The organism is Flexivirga lutea (assembly GCF_054778955.1).
In genome coordinates, this window is record NZ_BAAGZB010000004.1 from 202,336 (window position 1) to 219,697 (window position 17,362).

16 protein-coding genes are annotated in these 17,362 nt (G+C 69.2%); 4 read left to right on the forward strand and 12 right to left on the reverse strand.

Annotated features, from left to right (window positions below):
* Window positions 1–15: 15 nt before the first annotated feature.
* The 5 genes from ruvB to pdxT all read right to left on the reverse strand — a co-directional run bounded on the left by ruvB (window position 16) and on the right by pdxT (window position 3,803).
* Complete coding sequence (ruvB, locus tag ACYVBN_RS15745) at window positions 16–1,128, reverse strand: Holliday junction branch migration DNA helicase RuvB (protein WP_460601340.1); 1,113 nt, start codon at window positions 1,126–1,128, stop codon at window positions 16–18.
* On the reverse strand, window positions 1,125–1,721 hold the full coding sequence (gene ruvA / locus ACYVBN_RS15750) for a Holliday junction branch migration protein RuvA (RefSeq protein ID WP_460601341.1): 597 nt from the start codon (window positions 1,719–1,721) through the stop codon (window positions 1,125–1,127). Before ruvA ends, ruvB begins: the two co-directional genes overlap by 4 nt.
* Complete coding sequence (gene ruvC / locus ACYVBN_RS15755; RefSeq protein WP_460601342.1) at window positions 1,718–2,251, reverse strand: crossover junction endodeoxyribonuclease RuvC; 534 nt, start codon at window positions 2,249–2,251, stop codon at window positions 1,718–1,720. Before ruvC ends, ruvA begins: the two co-directional genes overlap by 4 nt.
* A 118-nt stretch (window positions 2,252–2,369) precedes the next feature.
* Window positions 2,370–3,140, reverse strand: a complete 771-nt coding sequence (locus tag ACYVBN_RS15760; RefSeq protein WP_460601343.1) for a YebC/PmpR family DNA-binding transcriptional regulator — start codon at window positions 3,138–3,140, stop codon at window positions 2,370–2,372.
* 15 nt (window positions 3,141–3,155) lie between these two features.
* Complete coding sequence (gene pdxT, locus ACYVBN_RS15765; RefSeq protein ID WP_440282595.1) at window positions 3,156–3,803, reverse strand: pyridoxal 5'-phosphate synthase glutaminase subunit PdxT; 648 nt, start codon at window positions 3,801–3,803, stop codon at window positions 3,156–3,158.
* Window positions 3,804–3,930: 127 nt separating this feature from the next.
* Here pdxT and ACYVBN_RS15770 point away from each other — a divergent pair, with 127 nt between their 5' ends.
* Window positions 3,931–6,045: an MMPL family transporter gene (locus ACYVBN_RS15770; RefSeq protein WP_460601344.1), complete on the forward strand. Its 2,115-nt coding sequence runs from the start codon at window positions 3,931–3,933 to the stop codon at window positions 6,043–6,045.
* 28 nt (window positions 6,046–6,073) lie between these two features.
* On the opposite strand, the gene ACYVBN_RS15775 is transcribed toward ACYVBN_RS15770, so the two are convergent.
* The 4 genes from ACYVBN_RS15775 to ACYVBN_RS15790 form a co-directional block, all read right to left on the reverse strand.
* Window positions 6,074–8,053 carry a S53 family peptidase gene (locus ACYVBN_RS15775; protein ID WP_460601345.1) on the reverse strand — a complete coding sequence of 660 codons (1,980 nt, stop codon included), beginning with the start codon at window positions 8,051–8,053 and terminating at the stop codon, window positions 6,074–6,076.
* Window positions 8,054–8,219: 166 nt separating this feature from the next.
* A complete protein-coding gene (locus ACYVBN_RS15780; RefSeq protein ID WP_460601346.1) occupies window positions 8,220–10,229 on the reverse strand; it encodes a hypothetical protein in 2,010 nt (669 codons plus the stop codon).
* 19 nt (window positions 10,230–10,248) lie between these two features.
* Window positions 10,249–11,391, reverse strand: coding sequence for a WD40/YVTN/BNR-like repeat-containing protein (locus tag ACYVBN_RS15785; RefSeq protein WP_460601347.1), 1,143 nt, complete (start codon window positions 11,389–11,391; stop codon window positions 10,249–10,251).
* A gap of 50 nt (window positions 11,392–11,441) precedes the next feature.
* Window positions 11,442–12,866, reverse strand: a complete 1,425-nt coding sequence (locus ACYVBN_RS15790) for a sigma 54-interacting transcriptional regulator (protein WP_460601348.1) — start codon at window positions 12,864–12,866, stop codon at window positions 11,442–11,444.
* 117 nt (window positions 12,867–12,983) lie between these two features.
* On the opposite strand from ACYVBN_RS15790, the gene ACYVBN_RS15795 reads away from it, so the two are divergent.
* Window positions 12,984–13,778, forward strand: a complete 795-nt coding sequence (locus ACYVBN_RS15795) for a deoxyribonuclease IV (RefSeq protein WP_460601349.1) — start codon at window positions 12,984–12,986, stop codon at window positions 13,776–13,778.
* 38 nt (window positions 13,779–13,816) lie between these two features.
* Here ACYVBN_RS15795 and ACYVBN_RS15800 read toward each other — a convergent pair whose 3' ends face one another.
* Genes ACYVBN_RS15800 through ACYVBN_RS15810 form a run of 3 tightly spaced genes read right to left on the reverse strand, consistent with a single transcriptional unit; the run spans window position 13,817 to window position 15,734 of the window.
* Window positions 13,817–14,572 (reverse strand): VOC family protein, encoded by a 756-nt coding sequence (locus ACYVBN_RS15800; protein ID WP_440282602.1) that lies wholly within the window; start codon window positions 14,570–14,572, stop codon window positions 13,817–13,819.
* A complete protein-coding gene (locus tag ACYVBN_RS15805; RefSeq protein ID WP_460601350.1) occupies window positions 14,569–15,042 on the reverse strand; it encodes a globin family protein in 474 nt (157 codons plus the stop codon). Before ACYVBN_RS15805 ends, ACYVBN_RS15800 begins: the two co-directional genes overlap by 4 nt.
* Window positions 15,043–15,077: 35 nt before the next feature.
* Entirely contained in the window at window positions 15,078–15,734 is a 657-nt protein-coding gene (locus ACYVBN_RS15810) for a TetR/AcrR family transcriptional regulator (protein WP_460601351.1), read from the reverse strand.
* Window positions 15,735–15,817: 83 nt separating this feature from the next.
* On the opposite strand from ACYVBN_RS15810, the gene ACYVBN_RS15815 reads away from it, so the two are divergent.
* Together ACYVBN_RS15815 and ACYVBN_RS15820 are read left to right on the forward strand one after the other, a co-directional pair.
* A complete protein-coding gene (locus tag ACYVBN_RS15815) occupies window positions 15,818–16,777 on the forward strand; it encodes an alpha/beta fold hydrolase (protein ID WP_460601352.1) in 960 nt (319 codons plus the stop codon).
* Between the two features lie 41 nt (window positions 16,778–16,818).
* Entirely contained in the window at window positions 16,819–17,355 is a 537-nt protein-coding gene (locus ACYVBN_RS15820) for a GNAT family N-acetyltransferase (RefSeq protein WP_440282606.1), read from the forward strand.
* The last annotated feature ends 7 nt before the right edge of the window (window positions 17,356–17,362 follow it).

The following is a 17,362-nucleotide window of genomic DNA, read 5'->3' on the forward strand; positions in this document are numbered from 1 at the left end:
CCGAGCGTGTCGGGCTCAGTCGCTGAATCGACCGCCGCCGTCCTCGTCCAGTGGCAAGGGTATGGCGCCTGCGATCGCCGTGGGTGGCGCGGTGAGACCGAGATGGTCCCAGGCGAGCTGGGCGGCCGCCCGGCCGCGCGGTGTGCGCACCAGGTAGCCCTCCCGGACGAGGTAGGGCTCGGCGACGGTCTCGACCGTGTCCGGCTCCTCCCCGACGGCGACCGCGAGGGTCGACAGGCCGACCGGACCGCCGCCGAACCGGCGGCACAGTGCCTCCAGGACGGCACGGTCCAGCCGGTCCAGACCGCTCTGGTCGACGTCGAAGAGGGACAGGGCCGCCCGCGCCGCCGTGAGGTCGACGACGTCCTTGCCGTGCACCTGCGCGTAGTCGCGGACCCGGCGCAGCAGCCGGTTGGCGATGCGTGGTGTGCCGCGCGACCGTCCGGCGATCTCGTCGATGCCCTGGGCGGTGGAGTCGATGCCCAGGAGGCGGGCGTTGCGCGTCAGGATCGCGGCCAGGTCCTCGGTCGCGTAGAAGTCCAGGTGCCCGGTGAAACCGAACCGGTCGCGCAGTGGCGCCGGCAGCAGGCCGGCTCGCGTGGTGGCCCCGACGACGGTGAACGGCGGCAGCTCCAGGGGTATGGCGGTGGCGCCCGGTCCCTTGCCGACGACCACGTCGACGCGGAAGTCCTCCATCGCCAGATAGAGCATCTCCTCGGCCGGCCGGGCCATCCGGTGGATCTCGTCGAGGAAGAGGACTTCGCCCTCGGCGAGCGAGGACAGGATCGCGGCCAGATCGCCCGCGTGCTGGATGGCGGGCCCGCTGGTGATCCGGATCGGTTGCTCCAGCTCGGCGGCGATGATCATCGCCAGCGACGTCTTGCCGAGGCCGGGCGGTCCGGACAGCAGCACATGGTCCGGTGGCCGTTGGCGGCGGCGCGCGGCCTCGAGCACGAGGCCGAGCTGGTCGCGCACCCGCGGCTGACCGGGGAAGTCGGCCAGCCGTTTGGGGCGTAGCGCGACCTCGAGCCGGCGCTCCTCCTCGTCCCCGCCCGGGTCGACGATGCGGGACGTCGCATCGTAGGAGCCGTCGGGGTTCGGCTCTGTCTCGTCCTCCACGCCCGTCATCGTCCCAGCTCGCGCAGCGCCGCCCGCAGCAGCGCGGACACCTCGGTGAGTGCCGGGTCGGCCGCGGTGGCCTTCGCGACGGCGTCATCGGCCTGTTTGGCGGACCAGCCGAGCCCGATGAGCGCCTCGCTGACCTGGTCGTGCCCGCCACCGACCGGTGCGGGGCGCGTGTCGGTCGTGTCGCCGGCGAGCAGCGGGCCGACCTTGTCCTTGAGCTCCAGGACGATGCGTTCGGCCCCCTTCTTGCCGATGCCGGGCGTCTTCACCAGCGCGGCGACGTCACCGCCGGCGATGGCCGCCCGGATCTGGTCCGGGCTGGCGACGGCCAGCATCGCCAGCGCGATCCGCGGACCGACGCCGCTGACCGTCTGCACCAGCTCGAAGAGATCCCGCTCATCCGCGGTGCCGAACCCGTAGAGCGTCAGTGCATCCTCCCGGACCACCAGCGTCGTGGACAGCGTCGCCTCTCCCCCGGTCCGCAGCGCGGCAGCGGTGCCGGGCGTGGTGTGGGTCAACAGTCCGACGCCGCCGACCTCGACGACGACCTGGTCGAGCCCGACCTGCAGGACGGTCCCGCGCAGTGTGGCGATCATCGACGTACACCTGCGACGGCGCGTTGCTGGGCGACGGCCGCCGCGATGCGGTCCTGGGCGCCGCCGCGCCATACATGACAGATGGCGATGGCCAGGGCGTCCGCCGCGTCGGCCGGCTTCGGCGCGACCTCGAGCCGCAGGATGCGGGTGACCATCGAGGTGACCTGTGCCTTGTCGGCACGGCCGTTGCCGGTGACGGCCGCCTTGACCTCACTGGGGGTGTGCAGCGCCAGCGGCAGGCCACGCCGCGCGGCGGCCAGCATCGGTATGGCGGACGCCTGCGCGGTGCCCATGATGCCCTTGATGTTGGCCTTGGCGAAGACCCGCTCGACCGCGACCGAGTCGGGTGTGTGGCGTTCCATCCACTCGTCGATCTCGGTCTGCAGGCTCAGCAGGCGTTCGGCCGGGTCGTCGGTGACCGGCGTGCGCACGACACCGACGGCGACCATCCGCACCGGCTGCCCGATGCCTCCTTCGACCACGCCGAGACCGCACCGGGTCAGGCCGGGGTCGACTCCGAGCACTCGCACAGCAGGGCAGCTCCTTCACGACATACGGGGTCCGACATATGTTCGGTCCGTGTCAGCTTAGGCGGCGGCAGCGGCATACCGGCGAAGGCTGCGGCGGCGCGTCGGCGAACCGACGGGATCAGTCCTCGGCCTCGAGCTCCGCGAGCACCTCGTCCGAGACGTCGCCGTTGGCGTAGACGTTCTGCACATCGTCGCTGTCCTCCAGCGCCTCGATGATGCGGAACATCTTCTTGGCGCCGTCCTTGTCCAGCGGCACCTCGGTGGTCGGCAGGAAGGAGGAGTCGGCCGAGTCGTAGTCGATGCCGGCGCCCTGCAGCGACTCGCGGACGGCGACCAGATCGGTGGCCTCCGAGACGATCTCGAAGGACTCGCCCAGGTCGTTGACCTCTTCGGCACCCGAGTCGAGCACCACCTCGAGCAGCCCGTCCTCGGTGGCCTCGCCCTCCGGCTGCTTCTTGGGGACGATCACGACGCCCTTGCGGTTGAAGAGGAACGCGACCGAGCCGGACTCGCCCATCGAGCCGCCGTTCTTCGACAGCGCGGTGCGCACCTCGGCCACGGCGCGGTTCTTGTTGTCGGTCAGGCACTCGATGAGCAGGGCGACACCACCGGGCGCGTAGCCCTCGTAGGTCAGCGCCAGGTAGTCGGCGCCACCGGCCTCGGCGCCGGAGCCGCGCTTGACCGCGCGATCGATGTTGTCGTTGGGGACGCTGGACTTCTTGGCCTTCTGGATGGCGTCGAAGAGCGTCGGATTGCCTGCCGGGTCACCGCCACCGGAGCGCGCCGCAACCTCGATGTTCTTGATCAGCTTGGCGAACAGTTTGCCGCGCTTGGCATCGATCGCAGCCTTTTTGTGCTTGGTTGTCGCCCACTTGGAGTGACCTGACATACATCCCTCTTCTGGCTAGAACGTGCTGGTGTCTCGACCGGCAATGTTATCGCCGCGCCGCTGGTGCGCCATACGCAGGAAGTATTCGTGGATCCGGTGGTCGCCGGTGACCTCCGGGTGGAACGACGTCGCGAGCACATTGCCCTGGCGCACGGCGACGATCCGCCCGGCCGCCGGGCCGGTCGTCACGGTGCCGAGCACCTGCACCTGGGGGCCGACCGCCTCCACCCAGGGAGCCCGGATGAACACCGCCCGCACCGGCGGCGCCGACTCCCCCACGATCTGCGGCATCTCGAGGTCCTCCTCGAACGAGTCGACCTGCCGCCCGAAGGCGTTGCGCCGCACCGTGACATCCAGGCCGCCGAGCGTCTGCTGGCCGGCCGTCGCGTCCAGCACGCGGTCGGCCAGCAGGATCATCCCGGCGCACGAGCCGTATGCCGGCAGGCCCGCCGTCAACCGCTCCCGCAGCGGGTCCCGCAGCTCGAAGGCGCGCAGCAGTTTGTCCATCGTGGTCGACTCCCCGCCGGGGAGCACGATCCCGTCGAGGCCCTCCAGCTCCTCCGGCCGGCGAACCAATCGCGTTGCGGCTCCGACGGATTCGAGAGAACGAGCATGCTCGCGGACATCGCCTTGCACGGCGAGCACGCCGATGAGTGACTTCACGCCGCAAGCGTCCCACAAAGAAATGCCTGCACGTCATGGGCGTCATCGCGTAAAATCACGATATATCGCGACAGTGAGGAAAGCTAAGCATCTGCCGCGCATCCACATCTGACGGAGGGGTCATCGGATGGATCGTCGATTCGCGGCACTGGTGTGCGGCCGCCGCAGCAAATACGCAGTCCTCGTCATCTGGGTCGTTGCGCTCGTCGCGCTCGGCCCGCTGGCCGGCAAACTGTCCGGCGCGCAGGACAACCAGACCTCGTCATGGCTACCGGCCAGTGCCGAGTCCACCAAGGCCTACGACCAGTTGGGCGCCTTCGTGGACCGCAACAGCATCCCGGCCATCGTCGTCTATCACCGGGACGGTGGACTGACCGCGGCCGACCGCGCGAAGGCGGCCGCCGACGCCGCGGCATACAAGAACACACCGCACGTGGCCGGCCCGGTCGTCGGTCCGATCCCGTCCGAGGACGGGACGACGCTGCAAACGCTGATCCCGTTGCACATCGACCCGAAGTCCGGCTGGAACGACCTGCCCAAGACGGCCGACCAGATCCGTGCCACCGCAACTGAGGGGGCACACGGCATGGGCGTGCATCTCGGCGGACCGGTCGGTTTCGGCGCCGACCAGGCCGACGCCTTCTCGGGCATCGACGGCACGCTGCTGTTCGGCACGCTCGGCGTCGTCATCCTGATCCTGCTGCTGACCTACCGGAGCCCGGTGCTGTGGGTGCTGCCGATCCTCAGCGCCGGCGTGCCGCTCACGGCCGCACAGGCGTTCATCTACCTGCTGGTCGACCACACCGGGCTGACCGTCAACGGCCAGAGCTACGGGATCCTCACCGTGCTGGTCATCGGGGCCGGCACCGACTACGCCCTGTTGCTCGTGGCGCGCTATCGCGAGGAGCTGCGCCGACACGAGGACCGGCATGAGGCAATGGCATTCGCGCTCCATCGGTCGGGGCCGGCCATCTTGGCCAGTGGCAGCACCGTCATCCTCGGCATGCTGTGCCTGCTCGCCGCGCAGATGAACTCGACGAAGGGTCTCGGACCGGTCGCGGCGCTCGGCATCGTCTTCGCGCTGCTCGCGATGCTGACGCTCCTGCCGGCGCTGCTGGTGACCGTCGGCCGATGGGTGTTCTGGCCACGACGTCCCACCTACGGGAGCGCGGAGCCGACGCAGAGCGGTCTGTGGTCCAAGGTCGGCGGGTTCATCCGTCCGCGACCGCGCACCGTGTGGCTGGTGACCGTCGGCGTCCTGCTGCTGTGCACCGCCGGACTGACCCAGCTCCACTCGCACAGCCTGTCGACGACCCAGAGCTTCACCGGCAACCCGGACTCGGTGACCGCCAGCAAGATCCTGCAGAGTCACTACCGGTCCAACGCGTCCGACCCGGCCTATGTGCTGGTCGACTCTGCCCGATCGGACGTGGTGACGCAGCGATTGTCGGCCGCGGGCTTCGCACCGGCGGCGAAGCCGATCGTCCGGGGCGACCGCACCCTGCTGCAGACCTCCATCTCCGGCGATCCGTACAGCGCCGAGGCGTTCGATCAGATCGCGCGGGTCAGGGGCATCGTGCACGGCATACCCGGCGCGGACCCGCTCGTCGGCGGCAACACCGCCACGACGTATGACGTGCAGCACGCCACCGATCACGACAGCAGGGTGATCATCCCGCTGACACTGCTGGTGGTGTTGGCCGTTCTGGCGGTGCTGTTGCGGGCGCTCGTCGCTCCGGTGCTGCTGATCCTGACGGTGATCCTGTCGTTCGGCGCGGCGCTCGGCCTGTCGTCGCTGGTGTTCCATTTCGTCTTCGGGTTCGCCGGCACCGACCCGTCACTGCCGTTGTTCGTCTTCGTCTTCCTCGTCGCGCTGGGGATCGACTACAACATCTTCCTGATGACCCGCGTCCGTGAGGAGGCGCGTCAGCACGGCACCCGACGCGGCGCGATCGTCGGCCTGTCGGCGACCGGCGGGGTGATCACCTCGGCCGGTCTCGTGCTCGCCTCGACGTTCGCGGTCCTCGGAACCCTGCCGCTGGTCGCGTTCGCCGAGATCGGCTTCGCCGTGGCCCTCGGTGTCCTGCTGGACACCATCGTGGTGCGCGCAGTGCTGGTCACCGCGTTGACCCTCGACATCGGCCCGAAGATCTGGTGGCCCGGCACGTTGCGCCACGTGCCGGACGCCACCGCCGAACAGATCGCGTCCGACGCCGAGGCGGAGGCGGCAGCGCGCGTGTGACGCGCTGCCACCTCCGAACGGCCGACCTCTACCGGCGTGCTGCCATCCGGAAGAACGCGGCGGCCGGCGAACCGACGCCCGTCTCGCTGTCCCAGCCGCGGGTGTCGTGCAGCGTCGAGCTCTGCACGTCGATGCGCTGCAACTCGAAGTGCAGACCGCCGGATCGGTCCAGCCCGTTGACGTAGTCGGTGCGGACCTGTGACAGCGGCTGCGTCGGTGCCTTCAGGTCGTGCAGTGCCCGGCTGTCCAGCAGCGAGTAGTACAGCGGGTTGACGAACCCCAGTGTCCGATGAGCCCGGGAACCGGCCACTGCGACGATGCCCGCCATCACCGGCGAGGACAGGCTGGTGCCGCCGATCCGGTAGGTGTCCCAATAGGTTCCGTCCGGGAACTGTTGCGTTTCGCCGACCACCAGGCCGGTGTTCGGGTCGCCGACGGTCGAGATGTCCGGTGTCGCCCGCATCGGTGTGCTGCCGTAGTAGTCGGCCACCGCGGTGGGGACGATGCCCTTCTGGTACCACGGCTGCGCGAACAGCTGGCTGGTGCCGCCGCCACCGCCGGACGAGTACTTCCCGGGAGGTGACACCCAGGAGGTTCCGTCCGGTGACAGTTGCGCATAGGCGTTCTGCCAGCCCCATTCACCGGTCCAGGCACCCAACCTGTCGACATCGAGGCTGGTGCCGCCGACGCCGGTCACGTAGGGCAGGTCCGAGGGGAAACTCAGGCTCTTGGCGCCCAGGTCGGTGCCGCCGGAGGTTTGGTCGCCGTCGTCGCCGGTGGAGAAGTTCACCGTGATCCCGCGCAGTGCCGCCTCGGTGGAGTACTGCTGATAGAAGTCGATGTAGGACTGCCCCAGGTCGGCGACGGTGTCGACGCCGTCGCCCCACGAGTTGGTGATGATGTCGCCGGTGTGGTTGTCGATCGCCGCGGCCCAGGTGTTGTCCAGCCCGGAGGCACAGTCCGGGGCGCCGGCATAGACGATCTTGGCGCCCGGCGCCATCGAGTGCACCGCCTCGACATCGAGGGTCTCCTCGCCGTACCAGCCGTTGCCGCCGCACTCGCTCACCAGGTCGTACCCGTCCGGCCCGGGGGTCTGCTGGCTGAACTGGCCCTTCTTGAACTGCGGCAGGCCGTATTTCGCGTTGTATTTGCGCAGGTCCGCCGCGATCGTCGGCGCCGCGAACGCGTCGGTGATGACGACCGTCTGGCCCTTGCCCGAGTAGCCGTGCTTGAGCTGCTGGTCGACGCCGTAGGCGCTCTCCAGCTGCTTGGGGGTGTAGCCGCAGACGGCGTAGGGCCACTTCTTGCCGTATGCCGATGGCTGGTCGGCCGCGGTCTTCTGGCCGTAGTAGGACGAGCACGGCTGGACACCGTAGCGGCCGCCCGGTGGCGGGCCGGGCAACGTGTCGGCGGGCTTCTTGACCGTGGCACCGGTGTCCAGGCCGACAACACCCTTCACTGCCGACAGCACGGTCGCGGACGTGCTGCTCGGCAGGGTCAACGCCGTGGTGTTGGAGCGGACAGTCACGCCCTGGAACGAGTAGGACTCCATCTTCGTCGCGAAGACGCGGTTGACCGTGCTGGTCGACCCGGTGACGTTGACGAGCATGCCGCTCGGCGCCACCGAGGAGACGTGCAGGCCGTGCGACCTGGCCCAGGAGGTCACGGCGGTGATGTCGGCCTCGCGGGGGCCGTATGCCGCGTCGAACTGCTTGAGGCTCAACCATTTTCCGTACTTGGGGCTGGACGGGTCGCTGAGGGCGCGGACCATGGCGTCCGCTCCCGACTGGTTGCGCATGCCGAGCAGCATGCTGAAACTCAGGGTCTGCCCGCTGGGCAGCGCCCCCTTGGCGTGCGCCTTGCCCAGCCAGGTCGGTCGGGCTTGCAGCTGATGCCGGGGCCCGGACGCTGCCGTGGCGGCGCCGGCGGAGGCGAGGCCCATGCCTGCCGCCAGAGTTCCTGCTGTTGCGATCACGACAATTGTGGTGCGCGACGTGGGTTGTTTCATCAAGACACCTCACCGATGCGTGGAGGAGATCGAGCGCTGGCCGATCGGCCGGCCTATGCAATAGACACCCGCCGATATGAGCGCGTCAATGCATCGAATGAAGGCTGATGAGAACCTGATTCGCAACCCGGAGGCAGCGGTGTGCCGGCTGGGCGCGGCCGGCGAATCAGCCGACCCAGCCGCCGCGCAGACCCCAGTCGCCGAAGGCGCCGTACGTGGGCCGACCGCCGCGTCCGCCCAGGTAGCCGCCGACCACCGCTGCACCCAGCTCGTCGAGTTCGGGTGCGACGACCCGGCCGTCGGCGCGTCGGGCGAGTTGGTCGACGAACTGGGCGAGGCCGGGGTCCTCGCCGAGCCGGAAGATCGTCGTCTGCGCGCCGAGCCGCACCGCGGTGTCGAGCTCGCGCACGCTGTAGGCGATCGTCAGCGGGTGCGGCGGATAGCTGAACCACGCCTCGCCGTCCGGTTCGAGGTGCGCCGTCGGCTCGCCGTCGGTGACGATGAGCAGGACCGGCTGGGCGTTCGGGTGTCGCCGGAAGTGCTGGTTGGCCAGCATCAGTGCGTGATGCAGGTTGGTGCCCTTGTCCCATTCGGCCGACAGCGCGGTGAGGGTGTCGATGTCCATCGACCGGGCGTGCCGCCCGAAACCGATGAGCTGCAACGAATCACCGCGGAAGCGGGTCTGGATCAGGTGGTGCAGGGCGAGTGCGGTGCGCTTCATCGGCACCCAGCGCCCGTCCATGGCCATCGAGAAGGACGTGTCGACCAGCAGGGCGACCGCGGCCTGGGTCCGGGCCTCGGTCTCCTGCACCTCCACGTCGGCGATGGTCAGCATTCGGGTGTCGTCGCCACCGGCCCTGCGCAACGCGGCATTGGTCAGCGTCCGGGTCACGTCCCAGGGCTCGGTGTCACCGAACTGCCACTCCCGGGCGGCGCCGGTCGGCTCCCCCGCCATACCCGCTCGGCGCGCGTCCCGTGAGCCGGACCGGCCGCTGAGCCGGGTCGCCACGTCCTTGAGCAGGGTGCGGCCGAGTTCACGCATCGCGCGTGGCGACAGCTTCAGCTCGCCGGTGGAATCCTTTGTCAGATAACCGCGTTCGCGCAGCGCGTGCTCCAGTGCGGCAAGGGTGCGGGCGTCGGCCGCCGCCGCGTCGCCCAGCTGCCTGGCGAGCGCGTCCAGATCCAGGTCGTCCATCTGGGCGCCGGCATACTGCTGCGACAACTGCTCGGACAGGTCGTCCAACTGCGCCAGATCCTGTATGACGCCGGTGCCGTCGCCGAGGCCCATCCCCTGCTCGCCGCCGAACTGTTCCGAACCGGACCAGTCCTCCCCCGGCCGCAGCGCCTGCAGGTTGCCGTCCAGCTGCGCCAGCTGCTGCATCAGCTCCGGCGAACCGAACGCCTGCTGCGACAGCTCCATGAGCTCTTGGCGTTGCTCGGGCGTCATCGAGTTGAGCATCCGCTGAGCGGCGGCGGCGCGCTGCGCGAGCGAGTCGAGCAGCTCGTCGATGTTCTGCGGGTTCTCCGGGAAGAAGTCACCGTGCTTCGCCATGAAGTCGGCGAACTGCTGATCGCTGTCGTCGCCGCGGGCGTGGGCCTCGAGCAGGTCGTTCAGGTCGCGCAGCATGTCGCTGATCTGCTGCCGGTCCTGATCGGTCGCCCCCTCCAGTGCCTGCTTCATCCCGGCGAACCGCTGGTCGAGCATCTCCCGGCCGAGCAGGTCCTTGATCTGGTCGTACTTCTCGCGAGCTTCGCTGCTGCGCCAGGGATAGTCGGCGAGTTCGTTGACGGCGGCAGCAGTAGAGGGTGGGAGGTTCTCGATGCGCATCTCCGCGAACCGCGCGTCGTCGTCCAGGTCGCGCGCCAGCTGCTTGCGCTCGGCGAGCACCGCGTCGTCCAGCAGCTGCTTGATCTCGGCGAACGTGCCGTCCAGGTTGTGCTTGGCCAGCAACTCGCGGCGCTTCTCCGCGACCTGCCGGGCCAGATCGTCCAGCCCACGCTGCTGCCGCCCGCCGCGCCGCAGGAACTCCCGCATCGCGTGCTCCGGGCTGTAGCCGGCCATGACGTCCTCGCCGATCGCGTCGAGCGCCTCGGCCAGGTCGACCGGTGGTGCCAGCGGGTCGGGCCCGCCGGCATACCGGCCATAGCGTGAGCGGTGAGTGTGCTTACGTGTCAACGAGATACGCCTCCATGCGCTATTCCTGGCCGTGGGTGTGCCGCGGGGTCATCAGTTTCGCGACGGCTCCGTCCGGGCCGGACGCCCAGCACGCGCCGTCGGTGGCGCAGTGGATCCCGTCGTAGTCGGTGCCGTCGAACGTCGTCCACGTGCGCCCACCGTCGCGACTCACGTCGCTGCCGGTCGGACCCACCGCGATCACCACATTGCCGCGGCCCGGCACGTAGGCCACGCCGGAGCGGTAGCCGCCCAGCGCAGTGCGGCTTGCCTTCCACGGCGACGTGCCGTGCTGGGTCGCAGCGGCGTCAGTGCCATCGGTCGGCGCGGTGTAGTCACCGCCGACCGCGACGCCTGTGCCGTGGTGCTTGAACGCGATGCTGTAGATGCCGGCTGCGTCCCCCGCGCGCACGGGCGTCGTCTCCGCGGTCCAGCTGGTGCCTGCGTTGGTCGTGTGGAAGACCCGCGGGGACTGTCCGCCGGTCGCGAACCAGAACTCGCCCGGTCGGGCACCGCGCGTGTCCTGTGCCGAGACCAGGCAGGTGCCGGATGCGGCGAAACCGAACTCGTTCGCGAAGGCCGGAGGCATTCCCTGGGTGGGCAGCACCTTCCACGACTTCCCGCCGTCCGTCGTGCGCGCGATCCGGAAGTAGCCGTCCACCGGGTCGCTCATCGCCAGGCCGATCCCTCGTGAGCTGAACGCCATACAGTCGTAGAACGCGGCGGGATCGGTGTTGGTGAAGACCTGCTGCCAGGTCTGTCCGCCGTCGTCGGTGCGGAAGATCCGCGAGTCGCCGCCTTCCCCGATCGACAGCGCTTCGGCATGCCGGCTGTCCCACGCCTCGATGTCGCGCAGTGCCAGTCCGTCCGCCTTCGCGACGGCCGGCGACACGTCTGCCCAGCTGTGTCCGCCGTCGGTCGTGCGCAGGACGCTGCCCTGCTCGCCGCTGACCCAGGCAACGCGTGCGTTGACGGCGGCCAGGCCACGGAACTGCTCCTGCACACCGGTCGGACGTGGCGACCATGAGTAGTTCTGGTGGTGCGCAGAGCCGTGCTGAGCGGCGGGCGCAGCAGTAGCCGGCGCAGCCAGGGCGGCGGTGGCGCACGCCGCGGTCAGGACCCCGGCAAGGCGCAGGGAGCGTTTCGATGCAGTGTGGGTGAACATCCTTCAGACGCTAGTCCTGCGCGGTCGCCGGAAGGGGGTTGCGCGCGTCGTCATCCCTGCTCGCTCTCGCCGTAGACGGCGTTGCCCTCGTCGTCGGAGTCCTTGCTCACCTGCTTGGCCAGGTAGAGCCCCTCGAGGGCGAGTTCGACGGCCCCGGCGCGTGCGCCGGGCGTCGTGGCGTCGAGTCGCTCGGCGATCCGGTCGTAGAGGTCGGACTCCCCCAGCACCGGGAGCCCGCCGAGCACTTCTGCGGCGCTGACCTGTTCGCCGGTGGTGACGCGTGCGCCGTGCTCCAGGGCTCGCACCAGGAGTCCGAGGTCGATGCCGCGAAGCCGGCTACGGGCGGTCTCGGCGGTCGCGGTGCGCAGCAGGTGCTCGAGGATCGCCTCCTCGCGGCCCTCGTGCCCGGACTCGAACTCCACCTTGCCGGCCAGCACGTCGACGGCGGTCTCCAGGTCGATGACGCGCGCGACCGCCTCGCGCTCGCCTTGGACGGTCGCCCGGTGCAGTGCCGCCGCAGCCACCGTCTCGGCCGCCGCGATGGCGAATCGCGCTGAGACACCGGAGCGTTGGTCGACGGCGCTGGACTCCCGTAGCGCGCGGGTGAAGCGCGCCAGGATCTCGATCAGGTATGCCGGAACCCCCGCCACCAGATGCGCCTCCTGCTCGATGACGGCGATCTCGCCCTCGACCTCGAGCGGGTAGTGGGTGCGTATCTGGGCGCCGAAGCGGTCCTTCAGCGGGGTGATGATGCGGCCGCGGTTGGTGTAGTCCTCCGGGTTGGCGCTGGCGACCACCAGCACGTCCAGCGGCAGTCGCAGCGTGTAGCCGCGCACCTGGATGTCGCGTTCCTCCATGACGTTGAGCATGGCGACCTGGATGCGCTCGGCCAGGTCGGGCAGTTCGTTGATGGCCACGATGCCACGGTGGGCGCGCGGGATGAGACCGAAGTGGATCGTCTCCGGGTCGCCCAGGCTGCGGCCCTCGGCCACCTTCATCGGATCGATGTCGCCCACCAGGTCGCCGACGGAGGTGTCCGGGGTGGCGAGCTTCTCGGCATACCGCTCATCCCGGTGCCGCCAGGCGATCGGCAGGTCGTCGCCGAGCTCGGTCGCACGCCGCCGGGATGCGGGCGTGATGGGTTCGTACGGGTGCTCGCCCAACTCGGAGCTGGCTATCACCGGGGTCCACTCGTCCAGCAGGCCGACCAGGGTGCGCAGCACGCGGGTCTTGCCCTGTCCGCGCTCGCCGAGCAGCACGATGTCGTGCCCCGCGAGCAGCGCACGTTCCAGCTGCGGCAGCACGGTGAATTCGAAGCCCTGTATGCCGGGCCATGGATCCTCCCCGGCCGCGAGCTTGGCCAGCAGGTTGTGGCGCAACTCGTCCCGAACGCTGCGCAACTCGTGCCCGGAGGCACGCAACTGGCCGAGGGTGGTGATCGAGGGTGCAGAGGTCGAAGTCGTCGAATCCGTCACGACGTCAACGCTACGCCTCCCCGCGGCGAAAACGGAGGGGGTATCCGGATCTGCTGCTCGGGCGGCCGCTCGACCGGCCCGGGCGCGATGTCCGACCAGCTTCGTAGGCTGGTCGGTATGACGATCTCCATCGGCGCACACGTGGACCAGCAGGACCCGATCGCGGAGGCCGCCGCACGCGGCACGGACGTCGTGCAGTTCTTCCTCGGCGATCCGCAGAGCTACAAGGGTCCGGTGATCGCGTATGACGGTGGCGCCGCCGCGTTGCGCGATGCCGCACAGGCCGCCGGCGTCACGGTCTTCGTGCACGCCCCGTACATCATCAACGTCGCCACGTTGAACAACCGGATCCGCATTCCGAGCCGCAAACTGCTGCAGCAGCACATGGACGCCGCCGCCGAGATCGGTGCGGCCGGGCTGATCGTGCACGGCGGCCACGTCAACAAGACCGACGACCCGGCCACAGGCTTCGACAACTGGCGCAAGGCCATCGAGGCGACCGACTGCAAGATCCCGCTGCTCATCGAGAACACCGCGGGCGGCGACAACGCGATGGCTCGTCACCTGGACCGGATCGCCGCGGTGTGGGAAGCCATCACGCACGCCGACGGCCACGAGCAGGTCGGCTTCTGCCTGGATACCTGTCACGCCTGGGCGGGCGGCATCGCGCTTGCCGAAGCGGCCGAACGCATCCATGAGATCACCGGCCGGATCGACCTGGTCCACGGCAACGACAGTCGTGACGCCTTCGACTCCGGGGCCGACCGGCACGCCAATTTCGGTGCGGGACAGATAGATCCGGACGAATTGGCTTCCGTCGTGCGTGCTGCGGACGCACCGGTGATCTGTGAAACTCCCGGTGGCGCCGACGAGCACAAGGCCGACATCGCCTGGCTGCGCGAACGCCTCTGAGCCCATGCTGGTCGAGTAGGCCGAGGCCTTATCGCGACTCAATCGGCGTGGCTGACCATGTTGACCACGGTGCCATCGGGCGCCTGCACGAAGAAGCGACGCACGCCCCACTCCTCGCGCGTCAGCGGGTGCACGATCCGGTAGCCGCGACGCTGTGCCTCGGCATACGCGGCGTCGACATCGGCGACATGCACCGAGACCGCCGAGTCGACCGGTGCGGTGGCATCCCGGGTCACCAACTGCACGCACGCGCCGGACTGCGGCGCACTGCGATGCGCGACCCACCCGAGGTTGAAGCCTTCGTCGGTGAGGCCGAGAAACTCACCCCAGAAACCGTCGATGCGGTCCAGGTCGGGCACCGGCAGATTGGCGGTCAGGGCCCGTGCGAGAGCCGGTCCGGTCGGACGCTCCGGATCGTCGTTCTGTTGGTTGAACATCCAGCGGTGCCCGAAAGGATCGTGCAGCACCGCAATACGACCGTGCGGCGTGTCAGCAGGCTCCCGATCGATCTGCGCACCGACGGCCTTCGCCTGCCGGACAACGACGTCCACGGCGGTCGTCTCGACGTGCAGGGAGACGGAATTACGTCGCGCGGGATCCGGCGCCACGACACCGGCACCCTCGAACTCGTCGGACAGCATGAATCGGCTGTCCTTACCAATGGTGAGCTCGACATGGCCGATCCGCCCGTCATCCATGACGATCGGCTCGACGGAGACACGCGCGCCGAATGCGCTGCGGTACCAGTCGATCGCCGCCCGCGCGTCCGCAACCGTGAGGTATGGCGTGATCACTGCGTCTCCGATCCATAGGTGACGCGTGCATCCCAGCTCCAGTGCGGCATCGGCAGGTCGGTCGGCACGTCATCCGCAGACCGGTTGTAACTGTTCATCGGGTGCCAGGTCGCCCAGCTCCAGTAGTCCAGAACTGCCTGGTACGTTTCGAGACTCGCGTCGATGCCGGCGTCCCGCAATGCAGCCGCGAAGCACTCGACGGCGCGCTCGTTCATCTCGTCGTGCTCACCGTCGCCGCTGTGCATGCGGACGACGTCGGCATGCTCGCCATACGTCTCGGTGTAGCGCGCGGGTCCGCCGAGCGCCTCACCCAGGTATGCCGCCAGCCGCTCGACATGGTCCGGTTTCGCGCCGCCATGGAAGGCGTGCGCCACAACCGGGTCGGCCATCGCACGCCGGTGCCAGGCAGCGGCGATGCGCGTCATACCGTCCGCACCACCGGCGGCCTCGAAGATCGACGTCCGCGGCATGAGTGCTCCTTGGTGCCGATGTTTACGCGTACACGCTACCGTTCGGCGCCATACACGATCAAGACCAGCGCGCCGCGTATGCCGAAGTTCGCTCGCTGCTCGGCCAGCGCCGGACCGCACTCCGCCAGCGCCGCCAAGCCGTTGTCCGCGGCATCGCGACGCACACTCTCCTGCACGGTCGGTCGCCGAAGCCCCTGTTCGGCCTCGGCGCTGCGCGCGTCGAGTTGCGCGGCACCGAGGATCAAACGCCACGCTGTCGAGTACCGATGTGCCGCCTGCTCCGGCGAGCAGCCGGCTGCCAACAGCGAACCCAACACGTCGTCCGTGGCGGTCGCGGCCGACGGGGCCATCAGGTCGCCACGGGTCAGCGCGTCCAGCACCCACGGCCGCCGGACAAGCTCTCCGTGCAGCAGCAGCAGCACTTCCAGAGCACGTTCGGCGCCCGGTGTAGGCAGCTCCGGCCAGGTGACCTGCGCGAACTCCTCGTCCAGGAGTGCGACCAACAATTCGTCGCGGCCTGCGTAATGCCGATAGATCGCCATCGGCGTCACACCCAGCCGAGCGCCCAGGGTCCGCATGCTGAGCGCGGGCGCGCCCTCCCCGCGGACGAGGTCACCCGCCACCTCGAGGATTCGACCTCGGGTGAGGGCCGGACTTCGTGCCGCAGCCGTCTTCTCGTCGTCCCGTCCCACGGGCCCGAGCGTATGACAACGAAGCAGACACGAAGTTACCGATTCGTACCCCGGAGCGTCCGCACATGATTGACTCCCCGTTCATGAGTGGTTCCCGCCGAGTCCGATTCGTCGATGTCCACGGCCACCGCCGGGCATTCGTCAAGGTCGGCTCCGGCCCTGCCCTCCTGCTGCTGCACGGAGTCGCCTGCGACCACTCCACCTGGAACCGCGTGATCGCTCCACTGGCGAAGGACTACACGGTCATCGCGCCCGATCTGCTCGGCCACGGACAGTCCGCCAAACCGCGCGCCGACTACACGCTCGGCGGTTACGCCAACGGGATGCGAGACCTGCTGTCGATCCTGGAGATCGAGCGGGCCACGGTCGTCGGGCACAGCTTCGGCGGTGGGGTCGCCATGCAGTTCGCCTACCAGTTCCCCGAGCTGACCGAGCGCCTCGTCCTCGTCGCCCCCGGTGGCCTGGGACCGGACGTGAGTCCGATCATCCGAATGGCGACCGTGCCCGGGTTCGAGCAGCTGATGGGTGCGTTGACGCTGCCGGGCGTGCGCCACGCCGGCCTCGCCGGACTGCGTCTCGCGCACGCGGTCCACCTGCCCGGCACCCAGGACATCGAGGAGTTCGCATCGATCTACGACTCGTTCCGCGACCGGCAGGCGCGGGCCGCCGTGCACCACGTCCTGCGCGCGGTGGTCGACCGGAAGGGCCAGATCGTGACGATGACGGATCGGGCCTACCTCACCGAGTCGATGCCGCTCGCGGTGATCTGGGGAGCCGATGACGCCATCATCCCCTCCGCCCAGGCCCGCAACGTGGACGCGCTCGCCCCCGGGGCGCGCATTGAAATCATCGAGGACAGCGGCCACTTCCCGCACCGGGATCACCCGGATGACTTCGTGCGATTCGTCCGCGACTTCATGGCGTCGACACCTGCGTCGACCTACGACAAGACGCGGTTGCGGCAGTTGCTGCGCAACGGCCCGGGGAAACGTGTACGCCGCGCTCGCGCCGGCCAACGCCCGGTCGCTCCCCTCGCGGGTTGACCCGCTGCGGGTGCTCCGCGGCGTCCGGCTACGGTGCGGATGTGGATCTCGTCATACGGCAACGGCAGGACGACGACCTGTCCGGTCTCGCCGAACTGCTGGGACGACAGCAAGCCCAGACGCGCTACCCGTTCGTCTGGCCGTTCCCCCGGCCGATCGGGGAGTTCTTGAAGAGGCCCACGGAGCTTCGTGCGTGGGTCGCCGAGCTCGACGGCGAGCTCGTCGGGCATGTGGCGCTCGAGAGCGTCCGTGACGATCCGATCGGTCGCTCGTGGGCGCAGGCACACAACGTCACAGTGGACGAACTGCGATGCGTGTCAGTGTTCTTCGCCGACATCAGCCGATCCGGCCAAGGCATCGGGTCACGTCTGCTGGCGACCGCCACCGACGCCGCGCTGGCCGAGGGATATCCGGTGCTCGACGTCGTCGCCGCGCACCGGATCCCGATCGAGCTGTACCTCAGCCGCGGCTGGCGCATCATTGAAACGACCCAGGCGCCGTGGCATCCCGGCACCGACCTACCGATCCACCTGATGATCCTGCCGCGTGAGGACCGATCCGGTCACAACCAGGAGTAGCGTCGAT